The 19,043-nt window shown below is 48.0% G+C and carries 16 protein-coding genes; 13 read left to right on the plus strand and 3 right to left on the minus strand.

Translation table 11 applies throughout. The annotated features are described in order from the left end of the window. Window positions 1-400: 400 nt before the first annotated feature. Window positions 401-1,039 carry a hypothetical protein gene (locus VNQ80_RS18915; RefSeq protein ID WP_325641630.1) on the minus strand — a complete coding sequence of 213 codons (639 nt, stop codon included), beginning with the start codon at window positions 1,037-1,039 and terminating at the stop codon, window positions 401-403. 159 nt (window positions 1,040-1,198) lie between these two features. Between VNQ80_RS18915 and VNQ80_RS18920 the strand changes: the two genes are divergently transcribed. From VNQ80_RS18920 to VNQ80_RS18935, 4 genes are all read left to right on the plus strand, one after another. Continuing rightward, the gene (locus VNQ80_RS18920; protein WP_325641632.1) at window positions 1,199-1,702 is read left to right on the plus strand and encodes a PD-(D/E)XK nuclease family transposase; all 504 of its coding nucleotides are present in this window, start codon (window positions 1,199-1,201) and stop codon (window positions 1,700-1,702) included. 38 nt (window positions 1,703-1,740) lie between these two features. Beyond that, window positions 1,741-1,950: a PD-(D/E)XK nuclease family transposase gene (locus tag VNQ80_RS18925; protein ID WP_325641634.1), complete on the plus strand. Its 210-nt coding sequence runs from the start codon at window positions 1,741-1,743 to the stop codon at window positions 1,948-1,950. Between the two features lie 182 nt (window positions 1,951-2,132). Next, window positions 2,133-3,581 carry an RNA-binding domain-containing protein gene (locus VNQ80_RS18930; protein WP_325641636.1) on the plus strand — a complete coding sequence of 483 codons (1,449 nt, stop codon included), beginning with the start codon at window positions 2,133-2,135 and terminating at the stop codon, window positions 3,579-3,581. A 466-nt stretch (window positions 3,582-4,047) separates the two neighbouring features. Continuing rightward, window positions 4,048-4,719: a zinc-binding dehydrogenase gene (locus VNQ80_RS18935; RefSeq protein WP_325641638.1), complete on the plus strand. Its 672-nt coding sequence runs from the start codon at window positions 4,048-4,050 to the stop codon at window positions 4,717-4,719. A 10-nt stretch (window positions 4,720-4,729) separates the two neighbouring features. On the opposite strand, the gene VNQ80_RS18940 is transcribed toward VNQ80_RS18935, so the two are convergent. Both VNQ80_RS18940 and VNQ80_RS18945 read right to left on the minus strand, forming a co-directional pair. Continuing rightward, on the minus strand, window positions 4,730-5,722 hold the full coding sequence (locus tag VNQ80_RS18940) for a diaminopimelate dehydrogenase (protein ID WP_325641640.1): 993 nt from the start codon (window positions 5,720-5,722) through the stop codon (window positions 4,730-4,732). Window positions 5,723-5,940: 218 nt separating this feature from the next. Beyond that, window positions 5,941-6,804: an AraC family transcriptional regulator gene (locus tag VNQ80_RS18945; protein ID WP_325641642.1), complete on the minus strand. Its 864-nt coding sequence runs from the start codon at window positions 6,802-6,804 to the stop codon at window positions 5,941-5,943. A 209-nt stretch (window positions 6,805-7,013) separates the two neighbouring features. Between VNQ80_RS18945 and VNQ80_RS18950 the strand changes: the two genes are divergently transcribed. The 9 genes from VNQ80_RS18950 (at window position 7,014) to VNQ80_RS18990 (ending at window position 19,007) form a co-directional block, all read left to right on the plus strand. Next, on the plus strand, window positions 7,014-7,877 hold the full coding sequence (locus tag VNQ80_RS18950) for an amidohydrolase family protein (RefSeq protein ID WP_325641644.1): 864 nt from the start codon (window positions 7,014-7,016) through the stop codon (window positions 7,875-7,877). Further along, complete coding sequence (locus VNQ80_RS18955; RefSeq protein ID WP_325641645.1) at window positions 7,874-8,872, plus strand: zinc-dependent alcohol dehydrogenase; 999 nt, start codon at window positions 7,874-7,876, stop codon at window positions 8,870-8,872. The genes VNQ80_RS18950 and VNQ80_RS18955 overlap by 4 nt, the downstream gene beginning before the upstream one ends. A gap of 18 nt (window positions 8,873-8,890) precedes the next feature. Then, window positions 8,891-10,039 carry a mandelate racemase/muconate lactonizing enzyme family protein gene (locus tag VNQ80_RS18960; RefSeq protein WP_325641647.1) on the plus strand — a complete coding sequence of 383 codons (1,149 nt, stop codon included), beginning with the start codon at window positions 8,891-8,893 and terminating at the stop codon, window positions 10,037-10,039. 1 nt (window position 10,040) lies between these two features. Beyond that, window positions 10,041-10,805, plus strand: coding sequence for an MBL fold metallo-hydrolase (locus tag VNQ80_RS18965; RefSeq protein WP_325641649.1), 765 nt, complete (start codon window positions 10,041-10,043; stop codon window positions 10,803-10,805). 46 nt (window positions 10,806-10,851) lie between these two features. Continuing rightward, window positions 10,852-11,541: an RraA family protein gene (locus VNQ80_RS18970; protein WP_325641651.1), complete on the plus strand. Its 690-nt coding sequence runs from the start codon at window positions 10,852-10,854 to the stop codon at window positions 11,539-11,541. Between the two features lie 28 nt (window positions 11,542-11,569). Beyond that, entirely contained in the window at window positions 11,570-12,277 is a 708-nt protein-coding gene (locus tag VNQ80_RS18975; RefSeq protein ID WP_325641653.1) for a PIG-L deacetylase family protein, read from the plus strand. A gap of 61 nt (window positions 12,278-12,338) precedes the next feature. Continuing rightward, window positions 12,339-13,940 (plus strand): SLC5 family protein, encoded by a 1,602-nt coding sequence (locus VNQ80_RS18980; protein ID WP_325641655.1) that lies wholly within the window; start codon window positions 12,339-12,341, stop codon window positions 13,938-13,940. Window positions 13,941-13,948: 8 nt separating this feature from the next. Further along, complete coding sequence (locus VNQ80_RS18985; RefSeq protein ID WP_325641656.1) at window positions 13,949-15,295, plus strand: hypothetical protein; 1,347 nt, start codon at window positions 13,949-13,951, stop codon at window positions 15,293-15,295. Window positions 15,296-15,929: 634 nt separating this feature from the next. Further along, entirely contained in the window at window positions 15,930-19,007 is a 3,078-nt protein-coding gene (locus tag VNQ80_RS18990; protein WP_325641657.1) for a TonB-dependent receptor, read from the plus strand. Window positions 19,008-19,043 lie beyond the last annotated feature (36 nt).

Genomic DNA, 19,043 nt, shown 5'->3' on the forward strand with positions numbered 1-19,043 from the left:
AGGTTCTACAACACCGAAAGAAGACATAAATCAATCGGTAGGATAACACCCGATGAAAGGTTCTATCAGCAAATTAAAAATGTGTCGTAATTATATCTTAAATTAGTGCAATAGTTGTCCAACAAATAGGGAGTATCATAGGTTGATAGAAGGATTAGTAGAAGAACTAATAGAAGAGATAGGGACTTAGTTCCAAATTCCCATCGGCCAAGAGCCTGCATTTTCAGCAACGGATATTCTCGGATGAACGCCTAGCCTCTGGCAGTCATGGGTTTTAAAAAACTGTCGGTTGCTCTCTGCTAATTTTTGAAATACCTAATTCTTGGACTCTTTAAACAGGAGGTTATCTCTTCAGTATTATAGATTAAAACGAAGTGGATAAATTTCTCGAATCAAGAAATTAATAAATAGGTTTAACGGCCACGTCACGCTTAGCATTCTTAGTGACAGGGGTTATGCTATGAATTTTTTGTAACCGGTTTAAAATGTAATAATCAAACTCTAAATTCCAAGACGCCAATTGTTTAAATAAGCGTGGTTTTGTACGTGTGGTATCCACTTGCCAATCTGCATCCAAAATCCAGAATTGGCCTACTACGCCCTGGCTGGCAATATAATATGGATTCGTTTGTCCCAATTTCATAATATCGACCGAGGGCATTTTCTCCAATTCATCGGTGGACATTCCAAGTTCTTCCATAAAACTATCGCTGTTGCGTTGATGATAAAAAACGTTATTGTAAACATAGTTTGCAGGCCATCTTGACAATTCCCACAGATACATATTCATGGGGCAGGTCTCATTGTAAGGTACCATTCCGGTCACCATGGAGTCTCCAGCCATATTGATGTGGAGGATGGTGTTCCCATTACTGTCCACACTATGCGTTTTGACCTCTGATTTTGGAATCAATTTGTTCTTGCCGGTATAAAGTAGATACAATAATACCTCTTTGCGTGAGATTTGATCGGTGTCTTGACTGAATGCGCTAACACCCATCGTTACAAGTAAGACAACCGTAAAAGTTATTTTTTTCATAATTTATCACCGTTTAATCGATATCTCCCCGAATGCCTGCATAATATACCACATTCGACCAACTTAGGCCGTATTTGATGAAATTACACATGCCAGTTGATTACGTTAATTGGTCAATTAATAACTGGCAAAATTAAGCTAAAATTTTTATTTTTCCTTATGGCCAATGGAAAAGAACCTAAAATAGGAAGATTTATCGACCCGCTTACGGATTGGGGCTTTCGCCATCTTTTCGGTCAGGAACCCAATAAGAAGATTTTAATTGAATTCCTCAACGACCTGTTCCAAGGAGAGAAGCACATTGCCGAGCTCGAATATGCACCTAATGAACACGATGGTGATGAAGACGTGGACAAACGTGTTGTTTTCGACCTGCAGTGCCGCGGCGATCATGGGGAATATTTCATCGTCGAGATGCAGCGGGTAGGGCAAGATTTCTTCAAGGACAGGACACTGTTTTACGTCTCGCGGCTTATCCAGCGGTTGTTGAAAAAGGGGAGGGCATCCAATGATTACCAGTTGCCGGAAGTTTACTTAATCGGCATTCTGGAATTCGGTATGGATGCCGATGAACAAGGCAGGTACTTCCATGACATTGCATTGATGGAAAAGACTTCGGGTAAAGTTTTTCATTATAACATTAATCGTTCTTTAGCGGCATAATGGAGCATTCATGCATTTTGATTTTAACAGCTGCATGAATGGTTTACAATAAACTGGGTTTTAAGTTTTTAGAATTGCCTAACTTTGCAAAGAAAGAAAGTGATTTGCTGACAGATACAGACAAGTGGGTGTACCTGTTGAAGTACATGAGCACGCTGAATAAGATTCCGGTTTATCTTCGGAAACCCATATTTGAAAAGCTGTTTAATATTGCCGAATATAGTAAACTTTTCTCGCTGGGGGTATGAGTATGGGGCTAATGGGACGCAGCAAATTGACAAAGGAGGAGAGAACGTGCGATACAAGTTTGAAGACAAATGGGACAACAAGTCTGTATTGGACTATGCCAAAGAATATATACGGAAAGGTTTTGCTAAAATTAGTGGCGAAATTTGACTGGAATCGAGGAATATGTTTAGATTTGTAATCCATGAACCTCAAATCACTCATAGACCAACCGGAAGGCAGGCGTTTGGAATTCAAGCAGCAGTTGCCCAAGCCCCAAGAGCTTGCCAAGACCATCATGGCTTTTGCCAACGATGCGGGGGGAGAGTTGGTCATCGGTGTGCAAGACAATCCACGCAAACTCGTTGGCCTGCCGGAAGACGAGTTGCTGGCCTTGGAAGAGCAAATCAGCAACATCATCTTTGACCACTGTCACCCCATCATCGTGCCCGAGATATCTTTCCAGCAGGTCGATGATGCCCATTTGATACGGGTACGCATCCACCGGGGCAGCAATTTCCCGTACTACCTAAAGACAAAGGGCAAAAGAGAGGGGACCTACATCAGGGTGGGCTCATCCAACCACTTGGCCGATGAAGATATCGTTGCCGACCTGGAGCGGCAGAAACGCAACGTGTCGTACGACAGCGAGCCGTTGCTCGACTGCAGCATTGGCGATTTGGACATCGCTGCATTCGGGTCATTTTATGAGGAACGCACCGGAGAGGTATTGGACGAAGTCGCCTTGCGCAAGCTGGAATTGGTAAAGCCACATCAAGGGAGTCTTATGTCTACCCACGCGTTGGTCCTGTTCTCGGATGGAGCCATCCGCAGGCAGTATTTCCCATACGCCAAGATCGAATGCGCCCGGTTCAAGGGAACGGATACCGGTACGTTCATCGACCAGAAAACCATCGATGCCCATATTGGCATACAGGCAGAGCAAGCCTATGAGTTTGTGTTGCGGCATATCAATAAATCGGCGGTGGTGGAGGGAGTATACACCAATTCCCGATGGCAATATCCAGTAGTTGCTGTTCGAGAAGCCATCCGGAATGCGGTGGTACATCGGGATTACGCCCTTACGGGCAGGGATATCAAAGTGGCCATCTTTGACGATATGATCGAGATTACCAGTCCCGGCATGTTGCTTCCATCCATTGATTTCGATGAGTTGGAGGCCCGCCAGTCAGACATTCGCAACAAAGTGATTGCCCCGGTATTCAAACGGGTTGGGCTTATCGACCAATGGGGAAATGGTTTGAAACTGATAGCCGACGAGCTGAAGGCTTATCCTGAAATCGAGTTTAAATGGTTTGAGCGTGGCGGACTACAATTCCAGGTGCAGTTTATCAATAAGGGTTTTGTGGCACAGCAGGGGTTGCAGACAATTGACGGTGCAATTGACGGTGCAATTGACGGTGCAACGAAAGAGGTGAAACGGAAATTGGCGGTGCTGCTCAGGGCTATTTTTGAAGACGAGGGGAAACGTGCGCCAACATATATGGCAAAAACGGAACTGGGCAGTGCAAGAACGGTGGAGCGCTACCTCCATCAACTCAGGAAAGGCGGCTTGATCGAGTTCAAAGGCGATGCTGCCCAAACTGGTGGGTATTATATAACAACGGGGCTGCGCGGAAAATTGGAAACATAAGCACTTCATCTCGATTGAGCTTTAGCTGTGGGGTGCCAGGGATTGGGTGGGGAATAGACAATTTGATCAAAAATAAATTAGTAAGCGCTGAATCAGAGGAGGTTTTCTCCAGTCTCGATCAATTTATTTTTGAACGTATGGCTCATCGTTTGGAGGTTTGCAACGCCAACGAAGCCGTATTCGGTTACGGGGAATATTTCTTGGCCAGAGCTTGGGCCATATCGGAAATACATTCAGGAGACTTGACCGACATTAATTCTTTGACCAAAATCCACGTACTCTGCTTTTTAGTCGACGAGTGTGAGCAAATTTTAAAAAACAACAGAAGTGACGTAAAAACACCTGCCTTTATTCGCACCTATTCGGTGGCTATGCGGGCAGTCATGCCAAATACATCCGGGTACCGTTTGCGGACCATGGGGCATTTAAAATCCCCGAAGACATCCCCGACGAAAAAGCGGTGTTCGTGTCTGATGGCGTTCCCACAGGATACATCGCCGCAGAGATGGCCGACGTCAAACCTGGCGATATTGTGGCCGTGTGGGGCGCGGGCGGCGTGGGGCAAATGGCTATTCAGTGTGCCTACTACATGGGCGCCGAGCGGGTTATTGCGATAGACGATATCGATTACCGACTGGCTGCAGCGGCTACCTACAGCAAGGCAGAAGTGCTCAATTACCGCGATGCCGACGTGCTGGAAGCGCTCAAAGAGGCGACCGGAGGGAGGGGACCCGATTGTTGTATTGATGCCGTGGGCATGGAAGCCAACAGCACCGGCGTAGAACACTATTATGACCGCACTAAGCAGGCTTTAAAATTGGAGACTGACCGGCCCGCCGCGTTGCGGCAAGCCATAGCCGCATGCCGCGAAGGGGGTACGGTTGCCGTAGTGGGGGTTTATGCCGGATTCGCCGATAAAATACCGATGGGCCTCTTTTTTAATAAAGGACTTACCATGCGCGGCGGACAGATGCAGGGCCAACGTCATGTGCCGTTGCTGTTTGAACTCATCCGGCAGGGGAAAATTGATCCCGGTTTTATGCTTACCCATCCCATGCCGCTCAGCGATGGGAGTAAGGTATACAAGCTGTTCAATAGCCGGACAGATGATTGTATCCGGGCCGTGCTGATGCCGTAAAATACCAAGACTACAGCAACGTACGCCGAAGTTCCTCGGCAGCGTGGGGCGATAAATACCCTAAGGGGATGTCGAATACTGTCCTCGCGCCTGTTTGACCTTCTTTAGCCAACTTCCCTACCGCCCTCGCGTAGGCAACCAGCACGCTCGCCGTAAACTCGGGGTTGCTTTCCAGTGCCAGCCCGAATTCTATCCGCTGACGGGAGCCGTTGCCGGTGATGCCCGACCGGAACACCGTGCCACCATGGGGCATGCCCGAGTGGTTTTCCCGCAATTCTTCGTCGCTGATGAAATGCACCGTGGTATCGTACGGCTCGAAATAGTGGGGCATGGATTTGATATTCTCCTCGATTTCGGATAGGTTGGCTTCCGGTTTTGCGACCACATAGCAAACCCGCCGATGACGGTCGGCAGTGGTAAGGCTGGGCGTGGCGCCGGCACGTACTTGTTCGATGGCGCTTTCCAGCGGTATCGTGTACTGTACGCCGTTTTTTACACCCGGCACCCGTCTCACGGCATCGGAATGCCCCTGGCTCAGGCCTTTTCCCCAAAAGGTATATTCTTCGCCCTGGGGCAGCACGCTCTGCCCGAGCAACCGGGCTAGTGAGAACAGCCCCGGGTCCCAGCCGGTTGATATGAGCGATAAGGTGTTTGCGGCTTTCGCTGCCTCGTCGACCTGCGAGAAATAGGCCGGTATCTTGGCATGTGTATCGAAGCTGTCTACCGTATTGAACAGCTTGGAAACCGACAAAACCTGTTCCGGAAGATCGGTTGAAGACCCTCCACATAAGATCATCACGTCAATATCGGCGCTATAGTCGGTAATCCGCGCATATGGAACTGCGTTTTCAACAGCTGTTAATTCCTCAGGCGGCCGCCGAGTAAAAACAGCTACCAACTCCATGTCTGGGTTTTGCCCGATGGCTAGCGCAACGCCTTTCCCCAAATTTCCGTAACCGACAATCCCCACCCGTAAAGGTGGCGTACCTGATTCTTTTTGCATTTTCTTGTAATTAAATCTAGCTGATATTAGCGGCCACCTAAAAAGGTTTCCAAGCGGCGAAGTTAAACAAAAAAATTACGGTACGGCATAGCTATCTTTTTTACCTACTCAATTAGATTAAGGGTCGATTTGACGGGCAGCAACTGTGATAGCGACCGTGTCCATTTCCGGGCGGCGGGAGCTAAGGGCCGGTAGCCATCACATCGAATGGCACCCAATTACAATGCCTTCCGATAATTTAGTCGGTACACTTTCGGTTGGCAGCCTTTGAATTTCTTGAATTGCCGATAAAAGAATGGAATGCTTTCGAATCCCGAATCGTAGCAGATGTCACTTATTGGCTTGTCCGTATCGATGAGCAATTTACACGCCTTGCTAATCCGGTATTCGTTAAGGAATTCTGAGAAGGGCTTTTTCATCACCTTGCTGAAAAACCGAGAAAAATATTTAGGGCTCATGTATACCTGGGCGGCGATGTCATCAAGTGTAATCTTTTCCCGATAATGCGTACTTATGTACTTGTTAATGGTATTGATGCGATCACTACTGTGGCCATTTGGTTCGTAAGAAAAACCGTGCTCGCATAAAAAGCTATATTCGGAAGATACGCTTAATTCATCCAAAATCTGGAGGAGCTGCACTAACCGTTGAAGCGGAGGTAAATCTGGCAAATCGAGGCATTTCGCTTTTAATCGCTTGGCGACGGTTTTGTTGAACTTAATGCCTCTACTGGCTAATTGAAGCAAATTTCTAATTCCCGTAAATTCGTGACTTTGCATCCATATTTCATCCCAAAATTGTTCTTTTAGGTATATGACTATTGCATTTGGGGGGCGCTGCTCACTCCCGGTTTCGTCAATCCAACAATGAGGCAGGTTCGAGCCTAGCAAAACGAAATCGTCGCTCACGTAGTTCTCCACGCTGTTGCCCACATAGCGTATTCCTTGGCCCGCTGGGATGTAGGTCAATTCGTATTCGTTATGGTAATGCCAAGGGTAATCAAATTCCTTTTTATTCTCTTGTAAAACGACATTGAATAAATTAGATTCGGCTAAAGGTACGGGCTTGTAACTTGCTTTCATGGTCTAAAGATATAAAATTTATGAACTGATTTGAAGCTTTCGCGACCTTGACAAGGCGACGACTTGATTGAAACTAATTCGAGTAATCTGCTGAATAACCATACCAATTTAAGATATTTAATTACAGAAACTTTAAAAAGGCGAAATAGGATAGCAATTTATTCATATGGGGTAACCCGATTGGAATTCCATCCTTTATAATTGCAGTTATGATTGTAGATGTTCATACCCATGTTTTTAAGTCCGGATCAGACTTTGGGCCGAAGCTACAGGCCGACCTGAAGCGTTGTGGCGTTGATCAGGCTGTTTGGGGCGATGTGGCCGAACGGCATTTGGAAACAACCCGGGCCGCAGATGTAGCCGTCGTATTTGGTTTGCAGGCAGCCGCTACCGATTGGAATATACCAAATGAGGAGGTGGCGGCACACGTCAAACGGGCTGCCGATAGGTTGTTGTTTTTCGCTTCAATAGACCCGGCGAAACCGGGGTTTATGGAGGAATTGGAAAAATGCCATCAGCAATTTGGGGCGGTGGGCGTTAAGTTAGCCCCACTTTATCAGAATGTGCACCCTGCAGATCCACGATGCTATGATATATACAGGTATTGTGTAACCCACGGCCTGCCTATCCTTTTCCATGCGGGGACATCATTTGTAAGCGGTACGCCATTGGATTACTCGCGCCCCGTTCATTTTGATGCCGTGGCGCTGGATTTCCCCGATCTGCGTATGGTGCTCGCGCACCTTGGCCATCCGTGGGAAGGGGAGACCATCTCCGTGATTCGGCGGCATGCGAACGTCTATGCTGATCTATCGGCTCTCTATTACCGGCCGTGGCAATTTTACAATTCCATGCGCCTATTAGTGGAATACCGAACCGAATCGAAGGTGCTGTTTGGGTCGGACTTTCCCTTCACCACAACGGAAGACTCACTGCAAGGGGTGCGTGAACTGAATAACGTAATCGCAGGGAGCGGGTTGCCAACGGTCCCCGAGGAAGTAATCGAAGGGATTATCCACCGCGATGCATTGGCATGCCTAGGCTTACCCCATCCAAACGCAATAAGCAAATGACTACACCGCTACCCAGCACCATGAAAGCGCTACAATTACTCGGATTGAATCAATTGGTTTCGACTGAACTGCCCTTGCCTGTACCAAAGGCCGGTGAGGTGCTTATCCAGACCATGGCCTCGACAATCTGTACATCAGACCTACACGATATCCAGCAGAATCCCTTCGGTATTGCACTTCCGAAAGTACTCGGCCACGAAGGGTCGGGTGTAGTGGTGCAATGCGGTTCCGGCGTCACCGGCCTTTCTGTCGGCACGCGGGTGGCTAGCCATCCGGTGGTCCCCTGTGGCTACTGCGCGGAATGCCATCGGGGTTTTGGCCACCTGTGCCTGAATATGGGGCATTTGGGTATCGACCGCGACGGCACATTTGCTGAATATTACATCCAACGCGCAGACCGCGTACGGGTGCTACCCAAAGAAATACCATTTCCACTAGGTGCCTTGCTGGAACCGGTGGCCAATTGTTTGCAAGCCATCGCGCGGGCGGGGGATGTGCAGGGGCGCGTCGTGCTGGTGGTGGGCGACGGCCCATTCGGCAATATCATTGCCCGGTTGGCTATCCGGGCGGGGGCGGCGCGGGTATTGGTGGCGGGGCGGGAACCTTTCCGGCTTGGCATGATTCCCGGGGCCGAAATTGTCAATAACCCTCCCGTTGGCTCGGTGGATGTTGCCATATTGGCCGTAAGTTCGTCTGAAGCTTTTTCGACATGCCTGTCCGCGCTGCGGAAACGTGGCCGGTTGGTCGTTTTCAGTCTACTCAAAGACCCGGTGCCGGTCGACCTGTTTGCCCTGCACGTGGCCGAACAGGAAATCGTTGGCTGCTGCAATGACGAGGAGCGGATGGATGAGTCGTTGGCTTGCCTGCTGGACCCAAAATTGGCCCTTTCGCAGCTCATCACACATCAGATTCCGTTTGAAAATTGGGCAGACGCCTTCCATCTCGCTAGAAACCGGCACGACATCGCGCTGAAGGTAGCGCTGACATTTAATTGATTTTTAATTTTTGTGAATATGAAGATTACCAATGTAGAGGCTTTTATCCTTGAATCGCCGTTCGAAAATACGGCACCAGAAGGCAGTGAGGAGGCGAGGGGAGTAAAGCATTGCTTATTGTTGAAAGTGAGCACGGATGAAGGGATTACGGGCTGGTCAGATATCGAGACGTCTTCCCATGTGGGTGTAGCGGCGGTAAATGCACCCGACAGCTCGCCTTATTTTGAAGGGTTACGTGCCATCGTCATGAATGAAGACCCGTTTGATGTGGAGCGCCTGTGGGACAAGGTTTACCGGCGGTCGATCTATTACGGAAGGAGGGGCGTAGCCATGCAGCTCCTATCCGGATTTGATATTGCTTGCCACGATATCATCGGTAAGGCTACCGGCAAACCGATTTACAAAATATTAGGCGGAGCGAGGCGGGAGCGCGTTAGGGCTTATGCATCTACGTTGTTCAGACCAACCCCGCAAGCTATTAAAGAGGCTTGCGCATTTTACCTCGAACGTGGGTTCACAGCAATCAAATTCGGATGGGGCGTTTTCGGCGAGGATCCGAAATTAGATATCAAGCTGGTAGAGGCAGCCAGGGAGGCTGTAGGCTCCGAGGTTGAACTGATGGTAGACCCCGGATGGATGGTCGATCGCAGTGCCTACGATGCCATTGCGCTCTGCCGGGCGTTGGAACCTTACGATATTTACTGGCTTGAGGATTTCATGCACCCCGAGAATTACGAGGGTTACGCTAAAACAAAAGCAGCAGGTGTAAAAACCCGCTTGGCAGCCGGCGAGCAGGAGGCAACCGGCTGGGGGTTTCGGCAATTGATCCAACAAGGAGGAATCGATGTCGTGCAGCCCGACATTACCCGTTGCGGCGGATTTACCCAAATCCGGAAAATTTTATGGGAAGCCGAGTATGCGGGGGTGGACGTATGCCCACACGCCTGGCTTACCGACCTGAACACGGCAGCCGCGTTGCACGTAAATGCCATACTTCCCCGCTCGCTGTTTTTGGAATACAACGTGAGTGACAACCCCATGCTGAGGGAGGTTATTGAAAATCCGGTACAACTGGATGAATCGGGCTACATCGCTGTTCCCGACGGACCGGGGTTGGGCATTGAAATAAATGAGGCAGCGGTAAGGAAATTTTGTGTGAACCTGTAATATGATGGACCAGATTCTTGATTTCCGATTGTCGGCGTCTGAAGCTGCCCTGTGGTGGCTCGGGCAGGCCGGGTACATCATCCGGTCGGCCGGTATCACCGTCGTGATCGATCCCTACCTTTCCGATTCGGCGGCTAAAGATACGCCCGAACTGGCACGCCGTTACCCGGTTCCTATCAACCCGGTGGAACTTAGCGCAGATATTTATGTCGTAACCCACGATCACCTCGATCACTTGGATCCGGAGACGATTACGCTATACCGGAGCAAAGACAAGACCCGGTTCGTGGCTCCCAGACAGGCAGCCCAAAAATTGATTGCCCTGGGGGTTCCCGAAAAGCAAATCATCGTGTTGCATGCAGGTGAGAACTGGCGGTCTGGTGCCGTTGAAATAACCGGTGTTTTTACCATCCCGTCGGGGGTCGATGTATTGGACACCACGGGTTATTTGATCAAGTTCGACAATGGCCGGAGTGTTTACCACACAAGTGATACGGAATTCCATCCACTTGTTTTGGCAGCAGCACCCAAAGAACCCGAACTGATGCTTGTTCCCATAAACGGGAAATGGGGCAATCCCGGACCGGAGCAGGCGGCGTTGTTTGCACGGGCGGTTCAACCTACCTATGTGCTGCCCAACCATTATGATCTCATGGAACTGAATGCGGAAAATCCCGAAACATTCAAGTGGTTTTGCGCGCAATATAACTTAGGTAGCCGATGCGTGATTCCCGAAAGAATGCAGCCATTCCGTTGGGATGGTTAGCAAATCGGTTCAATGATATAGAGCAAATTATTTTACTTAATAAAAAATGAATATGAACAAAGTGGCAGATCTTTTCACAACGGATGATGAGAAGTTTGATTGGATTCGAAAGCATCTTTACGTACCGATTGTTTCGGACGTTATGGACACACTGGGACACCGGTATAATGCGATGCACCATCGCCTCAGGCCATTGGATCCGGACAATTGTGTCATCGTGGGGAGAGCGAGGACCCAACGTTGGATGGAAACGGATTATGTCGAAGCCGATGCCTATGATTTGGAAATTGAAGCGGTAGACTCGCTAACGAAGAATGACGTTATTGTTCATTCGACCGACAGTGCAAACACAAATGCACCATGGGGTGAATTGATGAGTACTATTGCGAAGCGGAACGGGGCAGTAGGGGTCATTTGTGATAGCATGATTAGAGACTGCAAGAAAATGATGGCCATGCGATTTCCCGTGTTCTACACCGGAATCAAGCCCGTGGACAGTCTGGGCAGAGGGCGGATGATGGCCTACGATGTGCCGGTCAAATGTGGTGGTGTGCTCGTCCGGGCGGGCGATCTTGTTTACGCCGATTTTGATGGTGTAGTGGTTGTGCCGCGAGAAATAGAAGATCGGGTATTGGCTCTTGCGTTTGAAAAGGTTTCCAAAGAAAGCCAATCGCGGACCGATTTACTGAATGGTGATACCTTAAGAGCGGTTTATGACCGGTATGGTGTACTTTAAGAATAGTTGAAATTTAATTGATAATGCTATGAATATTCTTTGTGTTGCGGCACATCCTGACGATACTGAATTGCTTTGTGGGGGCACGTTAGCGCGGTATGCCAAGGATGGCCATCAAGTAACCATCGCCATCTTTACAGATGGAAGTATCGGTGATGCGGTGGTAAAGCCCGATGTACTTAGTGTTACGCGCGAAAAGGAAGCGCGTAACGCGGCTGAACTCATCGGGGCAAATGTAATCTGGGCCGGGGTTACAGACGAACTGGTTTTTCCCAATCAGGAACAAAGGCATCTGATGATCGATGTACTCAGAGCGGCCGATCCGGATGTGATTTTCACGCATTCGCCGAATGACTACCATCCCGACCACCGGTACGTAGGGCAACTTGTTTTCGATTCGTATTTCCAGAAGGGCTTACCGTTCATGCCGAACCAGGCCCGTCCGGCTTGCCGTTTCGCACATGCGCAATTGTATTATATGGACAATATATGTGGTATACGGTTTGATCCGACGGAATACGTAGACATCACCGAGACATTTGAAACAAAAAAAGCGATGCTCGCTTGCCATAAAAGCCAGTTCGTTGCGATGGAAGACCTGGCCAGCACGGATATGAATGAAATGATTGAAATCCATGCTCGTTTCCGGGGACTGGCGGCAGGTTGCCGATATGCCGAAGGTTTTGTCCGTGTGGATGCTTACCAACGCGGGCTCACCCGCCGGATTTTACCCTGAAAAGTAAGAACAATAAAATCAAACACTTCGAACGTATTACTAACAAGACCTAATTTATCCAATGAATAATTTCCACCTGTCTAGTCTTGATGTCATCATCATCGTAGGTATTACCTTGTTCGTCGTCATTATCGGACTGATTGCTGCAAAAAAAGCGGACCGCACGGTGAAAGGTTACTTTCTGGCTTCAGGAAAAATGCCTTGGTACCTGGTTGGAGCGGCCTTCGTGGCAACCACGGTTTCAAGCGAACAGATTGTAGGAACCATGGGCGCAACCTACAAAGATGGAATGGGCATCGCAAACTGGACGTGGTGGGCCCTGCCGACGTATCTGCTGACGATGATTTTTTTCATCCCAATGTATTTGCGCAATAAGATCATGACGGTTCCGGAATTCCTGAAGCGCCGTTTCGGACCGGCATGCGCCAGTATCTATAGCATGGTCATGATCATCGGCTATGTGTTTGTTTTTCTTCCACCCGTTCTTTATGGGGGGAGTATAACGGTCAGTGAGCTGACCGGGTGGAGCCAATACTACGTGATGGCCGGTATTGTAGTGGCTACTGGGAGTTATACGCTGCTTGGCGGGTTAAACTCCGTGATGTGGACGGACGCTATACAATGTGTACTCTTTATGGTGGGGGGTATTCTTTTTTTCTGGTTAGCACTTGATCACATTCCGGGTGGTTGGAATGCAATGGTCGAAGCGGCTCCTGATCGCTTTCATCTCTATCATCCACCATCCGATCCTGAAGCCCCTTTTTTGGGGCTTATTGTCGCCTCCTTTGGTGTGTTTCTGTTTTACCAATCGTCCAACCAGGTAATGATACAGCGTATACTCTCTGCTAAAAGTACGTGGGACGGCATGATGGGGATCGTATTTGCAGGTTTTATCGGTATTGTACTACCGGTTGTAACCTGTTTGATGGGACTGGTTATGTATCATTGGTTGGACGTGATGCACCAGGGACCGAGCTTATTGCCCGACAATTATGATAGGGCTTTTCCACTCGCATTGCAAACATTTGCTCCTTCCGGAATCAAAGGCATTGTACTGGCTGGCTTTTTTGCGGCCGTGATGTCTTCGGTTAGCGCACTTTCCAACTCGATTTCTACGATTTTCTCATTGGATGTTTATCGTAATTTCTTGCGGAAAAATGCGAGTGATAAGGAGATGATTATTTCGGGGCAAGTATCGGGCGGGATGGCCTTACTGATTGCTGCCTGGGTTGCTCCGTTTGTGGGGACAGTCGGACTTTTCAAGTATTTCCAGATGGGTGTGACGTATATCGCAACGCCGTTTATTTCGGTAATCATACTGGGGATTCTTTGGAAAAGAACCAGCTATACGGGTGCGGTCGCAGGACTTTTGGGTGGCGTCGCTATTCAGATCATTCTTACATCCGTTCTGTCCCTGTTGGAAATCCGCCTTCATTGGTTGTATGCCGGCGGTATATCACAAATATTGATTATGTTGCTGGTCGTTATGGTTTCTTTGTACACCACTCCGCCGACAACCGAACAGGTGAAGTCGTTTATTTGGAGACCTTCCTGGCTCCTTACCCTTAACGATGGCGTAAAGCGGCCGTGGTGGAAACGGGTTACGTTTTGGGCGGCGTTGTATGCGTTAGCTTGGTGTTATATCTATTGGCGATTTTGGTAATTGCGATCATGGTGAAAAACAAACGTAATATGCACGTGAAGGATACTGACCAAACGATGGAAGTAGGTGTAGCGAAGATAGACATCACGCCGACAAAGCCGATGCGCCTCTCCGGTTTTGCAGCTAGAGAGACGGCGAAAGCTACGGAAGTGTTCGATCGGTTATCTGCCAAAGCATTGGCATTGGGAAGCGACTCGCAATACCCCTCGGTTTTCATTACGGTTGATTTATTAGGGGTACAATGGCGTATTGTAAGCCAAGCCGTAGACCGGCTTTCAGCGAAAACAGGTATCGATCCGTCGCGAATCGCGATTGCTGCCTCGCATACGCACGGTGGGCCTGAAATGGGTAACCTAATGAATGCTTTACAATGCCGTGGAGATTATCCCACCCGATTTCATTTCAGTGAGACGCTTTTGGATCTCGATCAATTGATTACGATTGCCGAATACAATGAGGAGCTGATCAATAAGTTGGAAGAAGTGGCATTGGCCGCATTGGGCAACCGAAAGCCGGCATTTGTTGCATGGGGGCAAGGGGAGGCCACTTTCGGTGTGAACCGGATAACGGAAGGTGGACCGGTAGACAACGCTTTGCCGGTTTTGCGGGTAACCAACCTGGACGGTACGCTTCGGGCCGTGTTTTTGAATTATGCTACGCACGGGATAACATACGGGCCCGACATCAATAAATTCCATGGAGATTGGATGGTGGAAGCACAAAAGCAGATCGAAGCGATTTACCCGGAGGCTGTCGCGATGGTGGCCATCGGATGTGCCGGCGATTCGCATCCCGTTCGACAAGGCAAAGCGGAATACGTAAAGGCTTACGGACGGGAGATAGCAAGCGAGGTAGCGAGGGTAATTCAATCGCCGATGACCGCATTGTTGGCGCCGCCCGTCGGAAAGATGGGTTGGATAAAACTCCCATTCGGCAAGATGCCTACGGTTTCCGAACTGATCAGACTGGCGAAAACCGACAGCACCATAAAAGGCTATTATGCAAGGCTTGCCTTGGAGCGTATTCAACGCGGTGAACACCTTCCACGCGAAGTGGACTACCCTATCCAAATCTGGGCTTTTGACGATAAAATGGTCATGATCAATATGGGAAATGAGGTAGTGACTGACTATGCCCTAAAGCTAAAAAGCAAATTCGGTACGGACCGGGTGTGGATCAACACGTATGCAAATGACGTGTCATGCTACGTTGCTTCCCGCGAGTTGATTAAAGCGGGTGGTTATGAAGCGGATGTCAGTATGTATTGGTATAACATGCCGGCACCGTTTGCCGAAGAAATAGAGGACATTGTAATCGATGCGATAGTTGGGCTGATGCCGGACTCGTTTGAGTAACAGGATTGAAGTAAGACTACCCTAAGTCTTTACAATCGTAGGCTTGCTAATAATCGCGGTTACTATCCGTATTCCATTCATTTCATATTGATATGTATTGGCTTTGAACACAAAGCTAGTTATCTGAATGTGTATGTCACATCATTGATTATCAATATTTAACAATCAATTACGAAGACTTTTACGAATGTATGAGCGCCGGGAAGTGAGGCAGGTCTCGTCTTTTGGCTGGTGGTAATCCAACGACGATCGTACCGAACTACAAAGAGGGGGAAATAGGGTAAACATTTGTCGATATCAGGCAAATCGTTGTGTTCATCTCGGTATATATTTGTGATGTTACTGATAAGTTTCGAACAGCGTTATTAACCATAAAACTTGATTCAATTTGACTGGATCAGTTGAGTTTCAAACCGTAATCGTAAATAAAAGAATTATGAAAAAAATGAGACCAAGAAACATCGACAAGTTTGTACTGTTCCGGCGGTCACTCGCCGACGAAGCGTGTCGCTTTAGGACAATCAACTAGTTATTCACAAAAAAGTTATGAAAGTTTATGAATAAGCGATTTAACAAAGGAAGCAATATGTTTCTTTTGTACCTGAAACAAAGATTACTTTTAGGATTCACGTTTATGTTTGTGTTGTCACTCCATGCCGTCGGGAGCAACGATTGGGGGGAGACAACACCGTTAGTCGATATTGGAAATGTCGGCGACGTGGGCAATGAGATTCAGGAAATAGTGACCGGGATTGTCCGAGACTCCACGGGTGCGCCGTTGGAGGGAACATCTGTTACGGTACAAGGGACATCCCGTGGCACGTCTACGGATGTTGAAGGACGTTTTCAAATTCAGGCAAGCAACGATGAAGTGTTGGTCTTCCGCCGTGTCGGTTATCAGGCGTTCGAATTGACCGTTTCTGATAACCGACAAATCGATGTAACCCTTTTACAGACATCGTCCAGTTTGGATGAAGTGGTCGTGGTGGGTTTTGGCACACAAAAGAAAGCCAGTGTTACTGGGGCTATTGCATCCATTCAGACGAAGGAAATTAAGCAAAGCCCGGCAGCAAACTTAGCCGTCTCATTGGCCGGTCGTCTTCCAGGGCTAACGGCTATACAAAGAAGTGGCGAACCAGGACGGGACATCACCCAGTTGTTTATACGCGGTCAAGGGACGGTGAATACGCAAAGTCCCATTATTTTGGTGGATGGCATAGAGCGGGGGATTACCTCCATAGATCCCAATGAGGTAGAGTCGATCACAATCCTAAAAGATGCGTCATCCACAGCAATTTTCGGTGTAAGGGGTGCCAACGGGGTGATTTTGGTGACAACAAAAAGAGGGACGTCCGAAATACCGGAAATCAATTATTCGTTCGAGACAAGTGCTCAAGACTTTCCACGGTTGATAAAGCCGGTAAATTCGTACGAGTTCGCGACGCTACGTAACCAAGCACATAAAAATGACGGATTGCCGCCCGCATATTCCGATTATGCATTGGAACGTTACCTATTGCAGGACGATCCAAAACGTTATCCTGATAATGATTGGAACGAGATCAATCTCAACAAATATGCTTTGATGCAACGACATAACCTGAACGTTTCAGGTGCGGGGCGGATGTCAAAATATTTTGTCAATGCGGGTTACCTCAGACAGGGTGGCCAATTCAAGACGGAGCCGGGCGAACCGTTGGGATATGATCCGAGTTTTCGATTGGATCGCTACAATTTTCGCTCTAATATTGATTTGACATTAAATAAATCATTGACAGCTTACCTGAACGTAGCCGGGTACGTAGAAAATGTCAACGCTCCTTGGGGTGCGACCGGTAGCGATGCCTCCTTATATATCATAGCGTATGGCAACGATATGCCTGCAAATGTACCGGGACCACTCACTGAAGATGGAGAGGTATTGGTAGGAAGTGCGGGCCAATGGTCCCAATTTGCGCTTATCAACAGGTCCGGGTACGTGAAATCGACCCGCGGAAATATTATGGCCACTTATGGTATGGACCAAGACCTGGACTTTATAACAGAGGGCTTGTCTACAAAGGCAGTCATTTCGTTCGACATTAGTCCGACGAATAACCTCAGCGCGTCGAGGGGGTATGAGAGTTGGATGCAGGTTATCGACCCTAATCTAAAGGGACAAGATGGTAGAGATAGCGTCTACAACGTGCCATCCAATGCCGGGGTCAATACGCCGTTAGCCATTTCAGGAAGTAGGACTTTTAGCTCACTCGCCAATTTCCAGGCGTTCGTCAATTATGATAGGCAGTTCAATGATCACAGCTTGTCGGGAATGTTGCTTTTTCAGCAACAAAAGACAGTCATTAATACCGAGCTCCCATACAACCTCCGGGGGCTCGCTACTAGGTTGTCCTATAATTATCGAAACCGCTATTTTTTGGAATTCAACGCTGGTTACAATGGTTCTGAACAGTTTGCCAAAGGAAATCGTTATGGTTTCTTTCCGGCAGTATCAGGTGCATGGATTGTGTCTGACGAGCACTTCTTCGAGAAAGGTGGGGCTATCGATCTGTTGAAACTACGGGCATCCTATGGTCACGTCGGCAATGACCGGATTGGAGGTGGCCGCTTCTTGTATTTAGACAATGTTCAATTGACAGGAGGTGGATACAGTGGTAGCTTGGGACTTGGGCAGGTAGTTAATACTATTTTGTTGAAAAACGAACAATTGCAGTGGGAGGTAGCTAGAAAGGTCAATTTAGGGGTCGAGATTGGACTTTTCAACGCGGTTAACCTCATGGTTGATTTGTTCCGAGAAAAACGGGATAATATCCTACGCTACCGCGGGACAATACCGATTTTGAATGGGTTGCCAACGAGCGTACTCGCTCCTGTAAATATCGGGATAATTGAAAATAAAGGATATGAGATCGAGCTTAACTACAACAAGCGTTTTAGCAATGATTTCTCCATTTTATCGAAATTCAATGTCAATTACGCACGCAATAAGCAACTGTTTGCCGATGAAGCCCAATTGCCGGAAGATTATGCGTATCGCTTTAGGCAAACGGGGTATCGAATAGGACAGCAATTTGGCTATTTGGTCGATGGTTACTTTGAAAGTGAAGAAGAGGTTTCGCTCTCGCCCATCCAGAGTGTAGGTGGCCATCCATCGAGGCCGGGGGATTTCAGGTATAAGGATTTAAACGGTGACGGCTCCATAGATTTGAGAGATCGTGCTCCTGTTTTGTATTCATCTATTCCAGAATATACATTTGGAGCAGCCGTTCATCTGAGTTATAAGCAGCTCGACCTTAGTGTGTTGTTTCAGGGAGTGACCAACGTGTCTAATTTTTATATGTACCGCGGAACAAATTCGGTGAGTAATTATGTTCATCGGCATTTGGAGAGCTGGACTGAAGAACGGTTCGCTGCGGGCTTACCCATCAGTTACCCGAGATTAACTACACAGGCAAATCCCAACGAAATCGAGAATGACTTTTTTATCAATGATGCGAGTTATCTGCGATTGAAGAATTTAGAACTTGGTTTCAGTCTGCCTGATCATGTCTTGAGCAAAGTAGGAATCGGTGGAGCAAGGTTCTATTTCAATGGGCTTAACCTCATCACATGGGATCGATTGCCAACCAAAAATTTCGACCCAGAGTTGGTTGGGGATTTGTCGTATCCAAATGTTCGGATATATAACCTTGGCGTGAATGTAAGGTTTTAGTGAATCAATATAAAAAAGAGGGTAAATAACTATAAA

This window comes from Parapedobacter sp. (assembly GCF_035556095.1).
GTDB lineage: Bacteria > Bacteroidota > Bacteroidia > Sphingobacteriales > Sphingobacteriaceae > Parapedobacter.